Annotated in this window: 15 protein-coding genes; 13 read left to right on the top strand and 2 right to left on the bottom strand. The window is 74.9% G+C overall.

Annotated elements, in window-relative coordinates; all coding sequences use genetic code 11:
* Nucleotides 1-30 precede the first annotated feature (30 nt).
* From ACY34I_RS01960 to ACY34I_RS01940, 5 genes are all read left to right on the top strand, one after another.
* A complete protein-coding gene (locus tag ACY34I_RS01960; RefSeq protein ID WP_462751839.1) occupies nucleotides 31-714 on the top strand; it encodes a DUF305 domain-containing protein in 684 nt (227 codons plus the stop codon).
* Between the two features lie 364 nt (nucleotides 715-1,078).
* Complete coding sequence (locus ACY34I_RS01955) at nucleotides 1,079-2,320, top strand: sensor histidine kinase (protein WP_462751837.1); 1,242 nt, start codon at nucleotides 1,079-1,081, stop codon at nucleotides 2,318-2,320.
* 55 nt (nucleotides 2,321-2,375) lie between these two features.
* Complete coding sequence (locus ACY34I_RS01950) at nucleotides 2,376-3,041, top strand: response regulator (protein ID WP_148799956.1); 666 nt, start codon at nucleotides 2,376-2,378, stop codon at nucleotides 3,039-3,041.
* Between the two features lie 149 nt (nucleotides 3,042-3,190).
* Nucleotides 3,191-3,964, top strand: a complete 774-nt coding sequence (locus ACY34I_RS01945; RefSeq protein WP_462751835.1) for an ABC transporter ATP-binding protein — start codon at nucleotides 3,191-3,193, stop codon at nucleotides 3,962-3,964.
* Between the two features lie 5 nt (nucleotides 3,965-3,969).
* The gene (locus ACY34I_RS01940) at nucleotides 3,970-6,453 is read left to right on the top strand and encodes an ABC transporter permease (RefSeq protein ID WP_462751833.1); all 2,484 of its coding nucleotides are present in this window, start codon (nucleotides 3,970-3,972) and stop codon (nucleotides 6,451-6,453) included.
* 81 nt (nucleotides 6,454-6,534) lie between these two features.
* Here the strand turns inward: ACY34I_RS01940 and ACY34I_RS01935 are convergent, their stop codons facing one another.
* A complete protein-coding gene (locus tag ACY34I_RS01935; protein ID WP_462751831.1) occupies nucleotides 6,535-7,902 on the bottom strand; it encodes a serine/threonine-protein kinase in 1,368 nt (455 codons plus the stop codon).
* A gap of 546 nt (nucleotides 7,903-8,448) precedes the next feature.
* Between ACY34I_RS01935 and ACY34I_RS01930 the strand changes: the two genes are divergently transcribed.
* From ACY34I_RS01930 to ACY34I_RS01895, 8 genes are all read left to right on the top strand, one after another.
* Complete coding sequence (locus tag ACY34I_RS01930; protein ID WP_462751829.1) at nucleotides 8,449-9,090, top strand: RNA polymerase sigma factor; 642 nt, start codon at nucleotides 8,449-8,451, stop codon at nucleotides 9,088-9,090.
* Between the two features lie 16 nt (nucleotides 9,091-9,106).
* A complete protein-coding gene (locus ACY34I_RS01925) occupies nucleotides 9,107-9,973 on the top strand; it encodes a hypothetical protein (protein ID WP_462751827.1) in 867 nt (288 codons plus the stop codon).
* 199 nt (nucleotides 9,974-10,172) lie between these two features.
* On the top strand, nucleotides 10,173-11,408 hold the full coding sequence (gene egtA / locus ACY34I_RS01920; RefSeq protein WP_462751825.1) for an ergothioneine biosynthesis glutamate--cysteine ligase EgtA: 1,236 nt from the start codon (nucleotides 10,173-10,175) through the stop codon (nucleotides 11,406-11,408).
* The gene (egtB, locus tag ACY34I_RS01915; RefSeq protein ID WP_462751823.1) at nucleotides 11,405-12,742 is read left to right on the top strand and encodes an ergothioneine biosynthesis protein EgtB; all 1,338 of its coding nucleotides are present in this window, start codon (nucleotides 11,405-11,407) and stop codon (nucleotides 12,740-12,742) included. Before egtA ends, egtB begins: the two co-directional genes overlap by 4 nt.
* 57 nt (nucleotides 12,743-12,799) lie before the next feature.
* Nucleotides 12,800-13,546 carry an ergothioneine biosynthesis protein EgtC gene (gene egtC / locus ACY34I_RS01910; protein ID WP_462751931.1) on the top strand — a complete coding sequence of 249 codons (747 nt, stop codon included), beginning with the start codon at nucleotides 12,800-12,802 and terminating at the stop codon, nucleotides 13,544-13,546.
* Nucleotides 13,547-13,602: 56 nt separating this feature from the next.
* On the top strand, nucleotides 13,603-14,568 hold the full coding sequence (gene egtD, locus ACY34I_RS01905; RefSeq protein WP_462751821.1) for an L-histidine N(alpha)-methyltransferase: 966 nt from the start codon (nucleotides 13,603-13,605) through the stop codon (nucleotides 14,566-14,568).
* A 238-nt stretch (nucleotides 14,569-14,806) separates the two neighbouring features.
* Complete coding sequence (locus ACY34I_RS01900) at nucleotides 14,807-15,394, top strand: TMEM165/GDT1 family protein (protein ID WP_462751819.1); 588 nt, start codon at nucleotides 14,807-14,809, stop codon at nucleotides 15,392-15,394.
* A gap of 167 nt (nucleotides 15,395-15,561) precedes the next feature.
* Nucleotides 15,562-15,777, top strand: a complete 216-nt coding sequence (locus ACY34I_RS01895; protein WP_148799935.1) for a hypothetical protein — start codon at nucleotides 15,562-15,564, stop codon at nucleotides 15,775-15,777.
* 26 nt (nucleotides 15,778-15,803) lie between these two features.
* Here ACY34I_RS01895 and nhaA read toward each other — a convergent pair whose 3' ends face one another.
* Entirely contained in the window at nucleotides 15,804-17,114 is a 1,311-nt protein-coding gene (gene nhaA, locus ACY34I_RS01890) for a Na+/H+ antiporter NhaA (protein ID WP_462751817.1), read from the bottom strand.
* Between the last annotated feature and the right edge of the window lie 152 nt (nucleotides 17,115-17,266).

Below are 17,266 nucleotides of genomic sequence, written 5' to 3'. Positions count from 1 at the left end.
CGCTGCCACCTCGAACGGAGGGAGCGGCGTATGACCGGCCGGCAGGCACGCATCTGGGCCGCCGTCACAGGCGGCGCCGTACTCCTGGTCGCGCTCGGGCTGGCCCTGTCTCGGGCGGGCGACGGTGGAGCGGCGGTCGCGCGGGCGCCCGCCCCGAACGCGTCGTCCACCGTGGACGCACCGCCGGTCATCGTGCCCGGCCGGCCGGGGGAGTCGGCGACCACCCGCCCGGGGCAGGAGGTGCGCAACGCCGAATCGGCCCGCTACAACAGCCTCGATGTCTGGTTCGTCCGGATGATGATCCCGCACCACCAGCAGGCGGTGGAGATGGCCGCCCTCGCGCCGGACCGGGCCGCCGATCCCCGGGTACGCGCCGTCGCCGAGCGGATCCGCGCCGCGCAGGGGCCGGAGATCGGCGTGCTGCGCGGCTGGCTCGGCGCGCGCGGCCTGCCGGCCGAGGTCTCCGGGCACGACCACGGCACGATGCGCGGCATGCAGCCCCCCGAGGCCATGCGGCAGCTCGCCGCCGCCCGGGGCGCCGAGTTCGACCGCCGCTTCGTCCGCATGATGACCGAGCATCACCAGGGCGCCGTGGCGATGGCCACCGACCTGCTCAGGGTCGGCGCGGACCAGACCATGCAGGAGTTCGCCAACGCCGTCGCCACCGAACAGTCCGCCGAGATCGCCCGCCTGCACGACCTCGTCGCCCCCTGACGGGACCCCGCGCCGGGCTTCGCAGCCGGCTGCGGCCCGGTGTCCGGCGCAGCACCGGTCTGCCTCGCACGTCCTCTCGAGCTGAGTCGTTGGTGATGTCAGCCGCCGCCCGGCACCGGCGGGTCACCCGGGCACGGCGTCTTGTGGCAGACAAGTCCTCATGACGTGGCTACGAACTTGATGACGTGAACGGATCGCGCCTCGCGGGCCGCTGATTCGTCTTCGTCATCAGGTCTGTAGGCAGTCATCAGTGTTACCTCCGAGCACGCCGCGGCCGCGGCAGCTCCGGATCATGGCGGGCGGCGGGCGCGGAAACCCCGGCGGTAGCGCTGGGCGTCGACCGTCGACCCGCCACGTACGCTGGGTGACCGTGGACCGCATCATCTTCGGGCGCCCGCTACGCAGCGTCGCCTTCGACGTCGCCGTGGCCGGGCTGGTGGCGCTCTTCGCCGTCGCCGGGGTGGTCGCCCAGCCGGGCGGCTGGAAGGCCACCTGCGTCGGGATCGTGATGGCCCTGGTCCTGCTGTTCCGGCGTACCCATCCGACGGCGGTGGCCGCGGTGGTGGCCGCGCTCGCGCTCACCCAGGTGATCGTGGGCTGGGGGCCGTTGGGGTACGACGTCGCCGTGCTGATCGCCCTCTACAGCGTGGTCAAGTACGCCGACCGGCTCCGCGACGGGGTGCTCGCCGGGGCGGTCGCCGCGGTCGGCGTGGTGCTGGCCGCGCTGCAGGTGCGCGGGCCGGCCGCGTGGTGGGCCAGCGCGATCTACTTCGGGCTGATCACCGGCGCGGTGTGGCTGATGGGGCTGAACGTGCGGACCCGCCGGCTCTACGTGCTGAGCCTGGAGGAACGGGCCACCACCCTGGAACGGGAGCGGGAGGCCGAGGCCCGGGCGGCGGTGGCTGAGGAGCGCACCCGGATCGCCCGGGAGCTGCACGACGTGGTGGCACACAGCATGGCGGTCATGATCGTGCAGGCGGACGGGGTGCGGTTCACCATCGACCGTGACCCGGCCACCGCCCGGGAGGCCGCCAAGGTCGTGGCGGACACCGGCCGGCAGGCGCTGGAGGAGATGCGCCGGCTGGTGGGCGTACTGCGGGAGCCGAGCCGGCCGGAGCCGGCGGCCGCGCCGGACACGGCGGCCGAGCCCGGCGGCGAGCTGTCCGCCGAGCCGGTCCACCGCCGGCCGGCGCTGGTCGAACTGCCCCACCTGCTGGACCGCTTCCGCGCCGCCGGCCTGCGGGTGACCTGCACCACCACAGGCGCGGCGGTGCCCCTGGCGCCGGGCCTGGAACTGACCGTCTACCGGGTGGTGCAGGAATCGCTGACCAACGCGCTCAAGCACGCCGGGGTGGGCGCGTCCGTGGCGCTGAGCCTGGACTGGTCCGCGGACGCCGTCGTGGTCCGGGCCGTCGACGACGGGCACGGCCGGCCGGTGGTCCGGCCGGCGCCGTCCGGCGGGCACGGCCTGGTCGGCATGCGCGAGCGGGTCGGGGTGTACGACGGCAGCCTCGCCGCCGGTCCCGCGCTGGCCGGGGGCTGGCGGGTCGAGGCGCGGCTGCCGCTACCGTCGGCGCCGGTTACCGAAAGAGAGGTGGCGGTGTGAGCGCGAGGAGCGAGCCGATCTTGCGAGCCCCGCAGTCGCGAACCGAGGTGGCGGCATGACTGTCCGGGTGGTGATCGTCGACGACCAGGCGCTGGTGCGCGCCGGGTTCCGGATGGTGCTGGACTCCCAGCCCGACCTGGCGGTGGTCGGCGAGGCGATCGACGGCGCGGACGCGCTGCGCGTGCTGGACCGGGTCGAGGCCGACGTGGTCGTCATGGACCTGCGGATGCCGACCATGGACGGGGTGGAGGCGACCCGGCGGATCTGTGCCCGGCCGCCCGCCGGGCGGCCGCGGGTGCTGGTGCTCACCACCTTCGACACCGAGGCCGACGCGTTCGCCGCGCTCCAGGCGGGGGCCAGCGGGTTCCTGCTGAAGAACGTGCCGCCGGAGGATTTGCTGGCCGCGATCCGGGTGGTCGCGGAAGGCGACTCGGTGGTCGCCCCGTCGATCACCCGGCGGCTGCTCGACCGGTTCGCCGGCCAACTCGGCCCCGCCCCCACCGAGGACCCGCGGCTCGCCCAGCTCACCGAGCGGGAGCGGGAGATCCTGCTGCTGGTGGCGCAGGGGCTGTCCAACGCCGAGATCGCCGCCCGGGTGCACGTCGCGGAGGCGACGGTCAAGACGCACGTCGGCCGGATCCTGGCGAAGCTCCAGCTCCGCGACCGGGTGCAGGCGGTGGTGCTGGCGTACGAGAGCGGGCTGGTCACGCCGGGCGGCTGAGCCGGCGTACGACCTGGGTCGTACGGGTCCACCCGGTCCGGGGCGACCACCGGCGTACCAGGATCGAGCGCCCAGGTGGAGATCAACCAGACGGTGTCGCGCATAGCGTCGGAGACGCCAGATGAACGTCTCCACACGGGGAGCAACACGTGTCCGTCGCACCCGCGACCACCGGCGTCGCCGTCACCGCCCGAGCGTTGCGCAAGGAGTACGGCTCCGCGCAGTCCCGCGTCGTCGCCCTCGACGGCGTCGACCTCGACCTCGCCGCCGGCCAGTTCACCGCCGTCATGGGCCCCTCCGGCTCCGGCAAGTCCACCCTCATGCACTGCCTCGCCGGCCTCGACCGGCCCTCCGCCGGGACGGTCCGGATCGGTGACGCCGACCTGGCCCGGCTCGACGACCGCCGGCTGACCCTGCTACGCCGGGAGCGGATCGGTTTCGTCTTCCAGAAGTTCAACCTGCTGCAGACCCTCACCGCCGAGGAGAACATCGTGCTGCCGCTGGCCATCGCCGGCCGCCGGCCCGATGCGGCCTGGCTGCGGCAGGTGGTGGCCGCGGTCGGCCTGACCGACCGTCTCGGGCACCGGCCGGCCGAGCTCTCCGGCGGCCAGCAGCAGCGGGTGGCGGTGGCCCGCGCGCTGATCACCCGGCCGTGGGTGCTCTTCGCCGACGAGCCCACCGGCAACCTCGACTCCCGCTCCGGCGCGGAGGTGCTGCGCCTGCTGCGCGAGGCGGTCGACACCCTCGGCCAGACCGTGGTCATGGTGACCCACGACCCGGTGGCCGCCGGCTACGCCGACCGGGTCGTCTTCCTCGCCGACGGCCGGGTGGTCGACGAACTGGTCCGGCCCACCGTCGGCCAGGTACGCGAGGCGCTCACCCGCCTCGACCCGGCCGCTGCCGGCGTGCGGGCGGGGCGGTGACCGGGATGCTGCGCCTCACCCTGCGCCAGGTTCGCGCCGACTGGCTGCGCCTGCTGCTCTCCTCGCTGGCGATCGTCCTCGGCGTCGCCTTCGTCGCCGGCACCCTGATCTTCACCGACGGCATCCGCGCCGGGGCGTACGCCCGCGCCGGCACCTTCGACCGGCACACCGACCTCGGCGTGTACGGCCCGGACGACAAGCCCCTGCCGCCCGCCCTGGTGGACCGGGTCCGGGCCGTCGACGGGGTGGCCGCCGCCGGGGGTGAGCTGCTCGGCTCGGGCGGGGTCGTCGGCGCCGACGGCCGGCCGGTGCTCGGCTACGCCGTCCTCGCCGCTGTCCCCACCGACCCGGCCGTGCAGTCGTACGACGTGGTGGCCGGCCGGCTGCCGCAGCGCCCGGGCGAGCTGGTCCTCGACGCGCCCACCGTCGCCGAGCAGGGCTTCCGGCTCGGCTCCCCGGTCCGCGTCGGCGGCGCCACCGGGGCGGCCCGGCCGTACACCCTGGTGGGCACCGTCGACGTGGACGGCACCTCGCGGGACGTCGGCGGGCCCTACATCGGGCTGGCCGGCGCCGACGCCCTCACGGTGAGCGGCCAACGCGGGTACGACCGGATCGTCGTCGCCGCCCGGCCCGGGGTGGACCGCGCCGCGCTCGTCGAGCGGGTCCGGGCGGCGGTCGGGCCCGGCGTGGTGGTCAAGGACCGGCAGCGGATCCTCGACGAGGCCGTGGAGGACGGCGTCCGGAACCTGCGGCAGTTCAGCGCCTTCCTGCTCACCTTCGCCGCGGTGGCCGTGGTGGTCTCCGGCTTCGTCATCGCCAACACCTTCGCCATCGTGCTGGCCCAGCGCACCCGGCGTACCGCGCTGCTCCGGCTGGTCGGGGCCACCCGTGGCCAGGTGTTCCGGGCCACCCTGCTGGAGGCGGCGGTGACCGGGTTGGTCGCGTCGGCCGCCGGGGTGCTGGCCGGGGCGGGTCTGGCCGTCGGGCTGGGGGCCCTGACGTCCGCCCAGGGTGCGCCGGCGGGCGGCCCGCTCACCATGCGCCCCGCGACGGTGCTGCTCTGTCTCCTCCTCGGCACCCTGATGACGGTCGGTGCCGCCGCCGTGCCGAGCTGGCAGGGCACCCGGATCGCCCCGGTGGCGGCGCTGACCGACGCGGCGGTGCAGCCGGCCCGGCGGGCGGGCCGGATCCGGCTCGCGGCCGGTGCGCTGGCGCTCGCCGCCGGTGTGGCCGCCCTGCTCGGCGCCGGCGCGACCGGCCAGGTGGCGCTGGTCGCGCTCGGCGGGGTGCTGGCCTTCTTCGGGATCGTGCTGTTCGGGCCGGTGCTGGTGCCGGCGCTGGTCCGCCTGCTCGGCCGGCCGGTGCGCCCGCTGCTCGGCGCGACCGCCGGGTTGGCCGTCGCCAACGCCGTACGCAATCCGCGCCGGATCGCCGCCACCGCCACCGCGCTGGTGATCGGGATCGGTCTCGTCACCGCCTTCGTGGTCGGCGCGGCCAGCGCCAAGCGGGGCATCGAGGAGGGGGTCGACGCCGAGGTCGGGGTGGACTTCGTGGTGACTGGCATCGGTGGCGACCTGCCGGCCCCGCTGGCCGGCGCGCTGGCCGCCCGCCCCGAGCTGGGCGTGGTGCACGAGCAGCGCAGCCGGGTGGCCGACGGGGTGCAGCTGCGCGCGGCGCACCCGGCGTTGGTGCGCCGGACGCTGACTGGCGTCGACGCCGGGGACGCGGGCGGGCTCGGGCCCGGTGCGGTGCTGGTGCACCGGGAGCTGGCCGCGGCGCGCGGCTGGACCGTCGGGCAGACCGTCACTCTCGCCGGCCGGCAGTTCCGGATCGCCGCGGTGGTGCGCGCCGACGACGCGCCGCTGGCCGGCAGCCCGGTCCCCGCCGGGTACGTGGTCGACGTGCTGGACGCGGACTTCACCCGGCTCTTCCCGGCGCAGCGCGGCTACCTCGCCGAGGTGGACCCGGCGCCAGGGGTCGCCACGGCGACCGCGAAGGCGGCGATCACGCAGGTGCTGGCCGACTACCCGACGGTCAACCTGATGGACCAGGCGGCGTACAAGAAGATGCTCACCGGCACGGTGGACATGGTGCTGGGCTTCGTCACCGCGTTGCTTGGCCTGGCGGTGGTCATCGCCCTGGTCGGGGTGGCCAACACGCTGAGCCTGTCGGTGGTGGAACGCACCCGGGAGAACGCGGTGCTGCGGGCGGTGGGGCTGACCCGGGGCGGCATGCGGGCCGCGCTGGCCGTCGAGGCGGTGCTCATCGCGCTGGTCGGCGCGGTGCTCGGCGTCGCCCTCGGCATCGCGGTCGCCGCCGGCGCGATGTCCGTGGTGGCCCGGGTGGGCGGCACCTTCATCCTGGTGCTGCCGCCGGCGCGGATCGCCCTGATCCTCGGCGTGGCGGTGCTGGCCGCACTGGCCGCCTCCGTCCTCCCGGCCCGGCGCGCGCTGTCCCGGCCGGTGGTGGAGGCGCTGGGCGCGGAGTGACCGACCCCGCCGGACAGCACGAGCCGGTCCCGCATCTGCTGCGGGACCGGCTCGGCCGTGCGTTCGTCGCCGTCCGGCGGGTCAGTTGCCCGCCGCGGGCGGCTGGCCGCCCTCGGGCGGTGTGGTGGTCGTGGGCTCGGTCGGTGGCGTCGAGTTGTCCGTCGGTGGGGTGGTGCTCGGTGGCGTCGACGGCGGGGTCGGGGGCGTCGACGGCACCTCCGACGGGGACGCCTCGACGGACCCGCTCGGGGTCGGGGTGGGGGTCGCCGTCACCGAGCGCCTGGTGTCCGGCCGGGACGGACGGCGGGTCCGCCCGCCCTGGTCCGCGGGCGTGTCGGTCGCCGCTGTCGATTCCGCGTCGTCGCTGTGCGTGACGGCGGTCGGCGTGGTCTCGATCGTGGTCGCCGGATCGCGCGGGTCCCTCGCCGCACCGAGTGCCGCGCCCAGGGCGGTCAGTGCGACCAGCACCGCGGCCAGCGCGCCGACCAGGGTGCCGCGCCGGCCCCGCCGGCCGGCGGGGGCCACCATGGCCAGCGGTGCCGCGAGCGTCGGGTCGTCCCGGGTGGCGGGGCCGACCGCCCCGCGCAGCGCCACCGGCACCATCGCGGTCGGCGCCCCGGCCATGGCCGCCCGGGCGGCCGCGGCCATGGCCGCGCCGTCCGGGTAGCGGTCTGCCGGGTCCTTGGCGAGAGCGCGCGCGACCAGGTCCCGGACCGGCTGCGGGATGTCTGCCGGCAGCTCCGGCGGCTCGTCGTCCAGGTGCCGGACGGCCACCTGGAGCGGGTTGTCGCCGGTGAACGGCGGGCTGCCGGTGAGGCAGCAGTAGGCCACCGCCCCCAGCGCGTAGATGTCGGTGGCGCCGGAGACCGGTCGGCCGGCCGCCTGCTCGGGCGCCATGTAGAGCGCGGTGCCGGGCACCGCGTTGGTGCTGGTGATGCTGGTGACGTTGGTCGACCGGGCTACCCCGAAGTCGACCAGCACCACGGTGCCGTCCTGCTGCACCAGCAGGTTGCTCGGCTTCACGTCCCGGTGGACGATGCCTCGGGCGTGCGCCGCCTGCAGGGCCTGCGCCACCTGCGCCACGATGGACATCGTCTCGGCGACCTCGAGATGGCCGGCCTCCTGGATCCGCCGGGAGAGCGGCTCGCCCTCGACGAACTCCATGACCAGGTAGTCGGCCTGGCCGCCGTCGGGCAGCTCGTCCTCGCCGCAGTCGAAGACCTGGACGACGCCGGGGTGGCGCAGGGACGCCATGATCCGCGCCTCGGCGCGGAAGCGGGCGATGAAATCGGGGTCGGAGACCAGCGCGGGAAGCAGGACCTTCACCGCGACCTGACGACCCAGCACCAGGTCGATGGCGCGCCAGACGTCACCCATGCCGCCGGTGGCGACACGGTCATCCAGGCGGTACCGGCCGCTGAGTACGACCCCCGAAGACAACACCCCCATACCGTACCCAGTGCCGCCCCGAAGTATTTCCCGCGATCTCTCCCGTCACGGCCGGCGGCCGGTCCGACCGCCCTCCGCCGAACAGCCAGCGGGCGCTTGCGCCGATCGGTCGATCGTGACGGCTCGGGTACGATCGGTCAGGAAAAGCCGCTCGACGATTGGTTTGTCCGCGTTGACCGGCCCGGCTCCGGCCCAGCGACCACGTGCAGCGTCCCAGGCGTGCTTTTCGTTACCTCGACCCGCCGCGACCGGCGGTTGAGAATTCTCACTCTTTCGCCCCCGGATGGCGGCTTGTCCACCCGGGCATCGGCTCCTAGCGTTAGCCCGGCTCTGGGCTGGCCCACGCCGCCGGTACGGTATGTCCGCCGACGGCCGTACTTCGCGGCACGTGTGTCCATGCGCGCGCCCGCACGCTTCCGCGCGGGCGCCGATACAGGTCAGCGGGGGGTTGATGGTTCGGGTGCAGCTCCGGTCACCGGACCGGGACGGGCGCCGGGTACGCCGGCACCGGCACGCGCCGGCCCGGAGAACGGAAACGGCGAATCCATGACCGGTGAGCTGAGCGAGGCGGTTGCCGCGGCCCAGGCGGGCGACGAGGAGGCCTTCCGCTTCCTCTACCGCAGCCTGCAACCCGGCCTGCTGCGCTACCTCACCGCCCTGGTCGGCGCGGACGCCGAGGACGTCGCCTCCGAGGCCTGGCTGCAGATCTCGCGTGACCTGCCCGGCTTCGCCGGCGGGGAGTTTCGCGCGTGGACGGTCACCATCGCCCGCAACCGGGCCATGGACCACCTGCGCCGGCAGCGTCGGCGGCCGTCCCTGCCGGTGCCGGTGCAGGCGCTCAGCGAGCTGGCCGGGGACGCCGACACCGCCGAGCGGGCCGGCGAGACCATCGGTACCGAGAGTGCGCTCGCGCTGATCGCCACGCTGCCACAGCGGGAGGCGGAGGCGGTGCTGCTGCGCGCCGTGATCGGGCTCGACGCGGAGACCGCCGGGCGGGTGCTGGGTCGGCGGGCGGGCGCGGTCCGTACCGCCGCGCACCGGGGGCTGCGCCGCCTCGCCGCGCTCCTGGAACGCTCCGACGTGCGCCAGTCGTCGGGCCGGGCCGAGCAGGCCACCCCGCCCCGCCCCCGTACCGGTCGGGGGCGGCCGGCGCCGAACGCACCCAAGGCCGAGCCGGCGGACGGCTGACGTGAGGGGAATCTGGATGAGGTTTCGCCGGTCCGTCGGACCCGCCCACCGGGCGGAGTCCGAAGGTCTGCTCGACGCGGCCGGTGGCGGTCAGCCCCCGGCGGCCGAGACCGATCCGCTGGCCCACCTGCTCGCCGCGGCGGCGGCGCCGGCCGAGCCGGGCGAGCTGTCCGGAGAAGAGCAGGCGCTCGCCGCGTTCCGGGCGGCCCGCGCGGCACCCGTACCGGCTACGGCCCGCGTGGCGCGTCGACGGGGACGGCTCCGCGTCGGCGCGGCGGCCTGGCTGGCCGGGCTCGCCGCCACCGCCACCGCCGGGGTCGCGTTCGCCGCGGTGAGCCTCGACCGGCCCGACGAGCCGGTGCCGCCGGCCCGGAGCACGCCGGGTAGCACCGGCGGGGAGAGCGCGGCGTCGCCGACGGGGTCCGGCGACGACCCGACCGCCACCGGAACGCCCGGCGCGGCCTCGACCACCGGCACCGGCCCGACCCCGACCGGCGGGCCCGGCCAGCCGGCCGGCGCCGGAGAGCTCGCCGGCCACTGCCGGGCCTACCTGGCCAAGTCGCCCAGGCAGCGGGCCAGGGCGCTGGAGGCGCCGGGCTTCGCCGACCTGGTCACCGCGGCGGGCGGGGCGGACCGGGTGGAGGACTACTGCCTCCGGCTGGTCCCGGACCGGGCCCCGAAGTCGTCCCCTGCTGCCCCCGCCACGTCGCCTGCTGCTCCCACCACGTCGCCCGGGGCCGCTCGCGCGACGACGCCGACTCCGGCATCCGAGAAGGCTCCCGCTTCCGACAAGGCTCCGGCTTCCGACAAGTCGAGCACCGGCCGAGCAGACACCGGCAAATCGGGCAACGGCCTGGCGGGCGCGGCAAACGCGGACCGCTGAACCGGGCGCGGGCGCCGGCGAACGATCGCCGTTGACGCCGGCTGGGACCGGAACTCGGACAAAAATTCATCTCCCTCGGCAGGCGGGATCCGTCTGCTAGACAGAAGATGGGTGGGACCGCGGACGCCCCCGCCGGTGACGGTGCGGGCGTCCGTCGACACCGTGGTCGCCCACCCCGCACGGGGAGAGGAGTCTTCTCTTGGTGATGTCACCGGAGCTGGACCGGACGACCGTCCTGCCGGACGTGGCCGCCGCCGCCCGGCACATCGCCAGGATCTGCTTCAAGACCGGGCCACCCACGCTCACCGGCGTCGAACTGGAATGGACGGTGCACGACGCCGCGGACCCGGCCCGCCCGGTCGACCGCGAGCGCCTGCGCCGGGCGCTGGGGCCGCACTGCCCCGTCCCCCTCGACCCCACCAGCCCCGCGGAGAGGCTTCGGCACGGCGGCACCGTGACCGTGGAGCCGGGCGGGCAGGTGGAAATCTCCTCCGCGCCGCGACCGTCGATCGCCGCGCTGATCCTGGCCACCGAGGCCGACGTCGCCGAGCTGACCGCCGCACTGGACGCCGCTGGCCTTGCCCTGGGCCGCGCCGGCCTGGATCCCTGGCGGGCCCCGTGCTCCGTCGTGGAGACCCCCCGCTACCAGGCCATGCGCTGCGTCTTCGACCGGCACGGTCCGGCCGGTCAGGTCATGATGTACAGCACCGCCGGCCTGCAGGTCTGCCTGGACGCGGGCGAGCCGGAGCAACTGGCCGAACGGTGGGCCGCCGCCCACGCCGTCGGGCCGCCGCTGCTGGCCGCGTTCGCCACCGCCGACCGGTACGCCGGCCGGCGTACCGGATGGGCGTCGGCTCGGATGGCCGCCTGGCTGGCCATCGACGCGGCGCGGACCCGGCCGGTCTGGTCACCCGCCCAGCCCGACCGCGATCCGGTCACCGCCTGGACCGAGTACGCGCTCGCCGCGCCGCTGCTGTGCGTACGCGGCGACGGTCCAGACTGGACGCCGCCGACTGACGTCACCTTCGCCGACTGGCTGGCCGGGGCGTTGCCCCGCCCGCCGACCACCGACGACCTGGCGTACCACATCAGCACGCTCTTCCCGCCGGTGCGCCCGCGCGGCTACCTGGAGGTCCGCTACCTGGACGCCCAGCCCCGGCGGGAGTGGACGGTGCCGCTGGCGGTGCTGGCCGCGCTGTTCGCCGAGCCGACGACCACCCGGGACGCGCTGGTCGTGGCGGCCCCGGTCGCCGACCGCTGGCAGGCCGCGGCCCGGCACGGGCTCGCCGACCGCCCGCTGGCCGCCGCCGCGGTGGCCCTGTTCGACCTGGCCCTGGCGGCCCTGCCCCGGCTGGATCTGCCGGCCGGGATCCACGAGGAGACGAGCCGAGGAATCGTGCGGCGCCGCGCCGCCGCGGAGAGGGGACACCGGTGACCACGACCGAGCGGCCGGGTACGGACAGCGAGCAGCTACGCAGCCGGATCGCGGCGGAGCTGGACCGCACCCGGACCCGCACCGCGCTGCTGACCGACGCGGTGGACGACGACGACCTGATGCGGCAGCACTCCACCCTGATGTCCCCGCTGGTCTGGGACCTGGCCCACGTCGGCAACCAGGAGGAGCTCTGGCTGGTGCGGGACGTCGGCGGCCGCGAGCCGGTGCGCTGCGACATCGACGACCTGTACGACGCGTTCAAGCAGCCCCGCAAGGACCGGCCCGCGCTGCCCCTGCTGCCCCCGGCCGAGGCCCGCGCCTATGTGCGCACCGTCCGGGACAAGGTGTACGACCTGCTCGACGGGATCCGGTTCACCGATCGGAAGCTGATCGAGGACGGCTTCGCGTTCGGGATGATCGTGCAGCACGAGCAGCAGCACGACGAGACCATGCTCGCCACCCACCAGCTGCGCGCCGGGGCGCAGGTGCTGGACGCGCCACCGCCGCCCGAGCCGCGCGGCCGGGTCGGCGGCGAGGTGCTGGTGCCGGCCGGTCCGTTCACCATGGGCACGTCGACCGACCCGTGGGCGCTGGACAACGAGCGCCCCGCCCACCCGGTGGACCTGCCCGCGTACGTCATCGACGCCGCACCGGTCACCAACGGTCAGTACCGCGCCTTCATCGCCGACGGGGGGTACGCCGAGCCGCGCTGGTGGAGCGCGGCGGGCTGGCGGCACCGCGTCGAGGCGGAGCTGAGCGCGCCGATGCACTGGCGGCGGGACGGCGACGGCTGGGCGTACCGCCGGTTCGGCCGCTGGTCGCCGGTGCGCGACGACGAGCCGGTGGTGCACGTCTGCTGGTACGAGGCGGAGGCGTATGCGGCCTGGGCCGGCAAGCGGCTGCCCACCGAGGCGGAGTGGGAGAAGGCGGCCCGCTGGGACCCGGCGACCGGCCGGTCCCGCCGCTACCCGTGGGGCGACGACGACCCGACCGCCGCGCACGCGAACCTGGGGCAGCGGCACCTCTGGCCGGCGCCGGTGGGCGCGTACCCGGCGGGCGCCTCGCCGCTCGGCGTGCACCAGCTCATCGGGGACGTCTGGGAGTGGACCTCGTCCACCTTCCGGGGGCATCCCGGCTTCGTGGCGTTTCCGTACCGCGAATACTCCGAGGTCTTCTTCGGCGACGAGTACCGGGTGCTGCGCGGCGGCTCCTTCGGCACCGACCGGGCGGCCTGCCGGGGCACCTTCCGCAACTGGGACTACCCGATCCGGCGGCAGATCTTCAGCGGGTTCCGCTGTGCCCGGGACGCCCGCCCGGAGGAGGCGTGTGGGTGAGCGAGCGAAACATCCTGCTCAGCAGTGGGGCGCCGGCGTGAGCGGCGGTCCCGGCTGATGTGCCGCCACCTGGCGTACCTCGGTCCGCCGGTCAGCCTGCGCAGCCTGCTGTACGACCCCCCGTACGGGCTGCTGCGGCAGTCCTGGGCGCCCCGTGACATGCGCGGCGGCGGCACGATCAACGCGGACGGCTTCGGCGTCGGGTGGTACCCGGGCGCCGGCGACCCGGTCCGCTACCGGCGGGCGCAGCCCCTCTGGAGCGACATCACGCTGCCCGAGCTGGCGGCGGTCACGGTCGCCGGTGCGGTGTTGGCCGCGGTCCGGTCCGCCACGGTCGGTATGCCGGTGCAGGAGGCGGCCGCCGCGCCGTTCGCCGAGGGGCGCTGGCTGTTCAGCCACAACGGGGTGATCCGGGGCTGGCCGGACACGGTGGTGCCGCTCGCCGCCGAGCTGCCGGTCCGCGACCTGCTGACGTTGGACGCGCCGACCGACTCCGCGCTGCTGTGGGCGCTGGTCCGGCACCGGCTGCGGGCCGGGCACGATCCGGCGCGGGCGGTGGCTGACACCGTCGCGGCGGTCACCGCGGCCGCGCCCGGGTCGCGGGTGAACCTGCTGCTCACCGACGGTACGACGGCGGTGGCCAGCGTGGCCGGGCACGCCTTGTCGGTGCGCCGCGGCGCGGAGTCGGTGCTGTTGGCCTCGGAACCTCTCGACGACGACCCGGACTGGCAGGCGCTGCCGGACGGGCAGCTGGTGGTGGCGACCGCTACCGGGGTGCGCACCCGGGACCTGGTGGTCGCCTAGCCAACGTTTCCACGGGTAGGGCAGGACGTTCGTTCGGGCAACGGAAGGGACACCTCATGGGCGCGGAGCCACTGGAGATCTACCTGGCGGAGCAGGACCTGGACCGGAGCCTGCGGGAGGACGTACGGGTCGGGCTGACCGCGCAGCCGAAGTGGCTGCCACCGAAATGGTTCTACGACGCCCGGGGCAGCGAACTCTTCGGCGAGATCACCCGGCTGCCGGAGTACTACCCGACCCGGGCCGAGCGGGCGGTGCTGACCGAGCACGCCGATGAGATCGCCGAGCTGACCGGGGCGAAGACCCTGATCGAGCTGGGCTCCGGCTCGTCGGAGAAGACCCGGCTGCTGCTGGACGCGTTCACCCGTCACGGCGACCTGGGCACGTTCGTGCCGCTGGACGTGTCGGTCAGCGCGCTGCGGGAGTCCACCGAGGAGATCGCCGCCGAGTACCCCGGACTGCGGGTACGCGGCATCGTCGGCGACTTCACCCGGCAGCTCGACCGGCTGCCCACCGGCGGCCGGCGGCTGGTGGTGTTCCTCGGCGGCACCATCGGCAACCTGCTGCCGGTGGAGCGGGCGGAGTTCTTCACCGCCATGCGCGCCGCCCTGGAGGCGGGGGACTGGCTGCTGATCGGCACCGACCTCGTCAAGGACCCGAAGGTGATCGTGCCCGCGTACGACGACGCGGCCGGGGTGACCGCGGACTTCAACCGCAACGTGCTCCGCGTGATCAACCGGGAGTTGGGGGCGGACTTCGACCCGGAGGCGTTCACCCACGTGGCGGTCTGGAACCCGGAGCACGAGTGGATCGAGATGCGGCTGCGCGCCGAACATCCGACCCGGGTGCACGTGCTGGACCTGGACGTCGAGTTCGCCGCCGGTGAGGAACTGCGCACGGAGGTCTCGGCGAAGTTCCACCCCGAGGGGATCGCGGCGGAGCTGACCGACGCCGGCTTCGCTTCGCACGCGTTCTGGACCGACCCGGACGGGCTGTTCGGCGTCACCCTCGCCCGAGCCGACTGAGCGTGCCGGGCCGCCGCGGGTCACGCCGTGCACCCGCGGCGACCCTGCCCACTGGGGTGGGCTAGGCTGGGCGGCGCGAAGGGGAGTAGCCCCCAATGTCGTGGTCGACATACTGATGCGTCCCGCATCCGGCCACGCGGCCCCGGTTCCCGGGGCGGGCGAGACCTTCGACTCAGGCTGTCGCAGCCGGGTCGAGGGCGCCCCCGTACCTCCTCCCGGCTTGATCGGGAAGGTTCACATGGACGGTTTCCTCGTCGCCCTGGTGATCAGCTTCGGCGTCATCTTCGTCGCCGAGCTGGGCGACAAGTCCCAACTCATGGCCCTGACGTTCGCCACGCGGTTCAAGCCCGTGCCGGTGCTCATCGGCATCACCATCGCCACCGCGGTCGTGCATCTGGCCTCGGTGGGGATCGGATACGGCCTGCACGCGGCGCTGCCCACCACCTGGATCTCGCTCATCGCCGGGGTGGCGTTCCTCGGTTTCGGCGCGTGGACGCTGCGCGGCGACAAGCTCACCGAAGAGGAGAAGCAGAAGGCCGAGAAGAGCAGCAAGTCCGCGGTGATCGCGGTCGGTGTCGCGTTCTTCCTGGCCGAGCTGGGTGACAAGACCATGCTGGCCACCATCACCCTGGCCACCAAGTACGGCTGGTTCGGCACCTGGCTCGGCTCCACGCTCGGCATGGTGGCCGCCGACGCCCTGGCGATCCTGGTCGGCCGGCTGCTCGGCCGGCACCTGCCGGAGAAGATCATCCGGTACGGCGCCGCGGTCCTGTTCGCCATCTCCGGCCTGTGGCTGATCCTGGAGGCGGTCAACAAGCTGACCTGAGCCCGGCGACCGGCACCGCTGCCGCGACCGACCGGTCGCGGCGGCGGTGCCGGCGATCGTCGAGCCCCGCCCTGGGTATGAAGATCTGCGCCGCGCTGCGGTGGGGGCCGCCACCGCATAGCGTGAGCGACGAGAGGCGAACCTTCGACGACCTTGGAGGTCAGCGCATGGCCAGGCACGACGAGCCAAACGAGTACGGCTTCGCCGGGGACCCCACCGCTCCCGAGCCGCCGCCCGGCGCGCGCCCCGACGAGCAGGACCTGGCCGAGGCGGTGGCGGTGCCGGCGGACGACCTCATGGAGCCGTACGCCGAGGCGGTCGAGGAGGAGACCGAGGAGCGGGAGGAGCCCGAGGAGGAGCGCACGGCCGATCGGCGGCGCTGACCGCGCGACCTCCGGCGCTCCCGGCGCTAGGCGGCCCCCTCCTGGTAGACGTCCGGGATGCCGTCGCCGTCGGCGTCCCGACTCTCCCGCTCCGAGATCCGCCGGTACGCCCGGTTGCGGCGCAGCAGCACGGTCGAGGCCAGCACGGCCGCGACCAGCGAGCCGAGTAGCACGGCCACCTTCACCCGGTCGTCCTCCGGGCTGCCGGCGCCGAAGGCCAGCTCGCCGATGAGCAGCGAGACGGTGAAGCCGATGCCGGCCAGCAGCGCCAGCCCGAGCAGGTCCGCCCAGGTGATCTCCTCGTCGAGTTCGGCGCGGGTGAACCGGGCGAGCAGGAACGTCGAGCCGAACACGCCGATGGCCTTGCCGAGCACCAGACCGGCGGCCACCCCGAGCACGATCGGGTCGGTGAGCACCGCGGCCAGGTCGACGTCGACCAGTGACACGCCGGCCGCGAAGAACGCGAAGACCGGCACCGCCAGGCCCGCCGAGACCGGCCGCCATTTGTGCTCCAGCCGTTCGGCCAGCCCCGGCCCGCCGGCCCGGGAGGGCAGCACGGGCACGGTGAAGCCGAGCAGCACCCCGGCCACCGTGGCGTGCACCCCGGAGGAGTGCACCAGGGCCCAGGCGAGCACGGCCAGCGGGATGAGCGCCCACCACCAGGTCCGCCGTCGCTGCACCAGCAGCGCGAAGACGGCGATCGGCGCCAGCGCCGCGAGCAGCGGCACGGGGTGGAATTCGGCGGTGTAGAAGACGGCGATGATGATGATCGCGAAGAGGTCGTCGACCACCGCGAGGGTGAGCAGGAAGGCGCGCAGCCCCTGCGGCAGGTGCGAGCTGACCACCGCCAGCACGGCGAGGGCGAAGGCGATGTCGGTGGCGGTGGGGATGGCCCAGCCGCGCAGCCCCGCCCCGCCGGTGGCGAGGACCACTCCGACGTAGCAGAGGGCGGGCAGCAGCATGCCCCCCATGGCGGCGATCACCGGCACGGTCGCCCGCCGTGGATCGCGCAGGTCCCCGGCCACGAACTCGCGCTTGAGCTCCAGACCCACGACGAAGAAGAAGATCGCCAGCAGGCCGTCCGCGGCCCACGCGGCGACCGTGAGATCCAGGTGCAGCGCCGCGCCGCCGCGCCAGGGCACCCAGCGGCCGAGTTCCGCGTACGCGGACCGCCAGGGCGAGTTGGCCCAGATCAGCGCGATCACCGCACCGAGCAGCAGCAGACCGCCACCCACCGTCTCGGTGCGCAGCACGTCGGCCAGGAAGCGCGCCTCCGGCCAGGACCGGCGGGAGAGAAGGCGCTCGGGCAGGCGGGCGTGCGGGGTGCGATTGGTCATGCGATGTCCGACTCCGGTGTGTCGATCGGCAGGGAACTCGCCGACCAGACTTCCCGGCACACCGGTGTCGACCCTATCCGGGCCGCGCCGCCGATCCGGGCTGGTGGGACGCTTCTCTCACCTGTTGGCCGGAAAGCGTCCCACCGCCGGCG

It is taken from the genome of Micromonospora sp. RTBAU3-60, assembly GCF_054963695.1.
The sequence above is the reverse complement of the archived record's forward strand: the minus strand, read 5'-3'. Positions and strand labels throughout refer to the sequence as shown.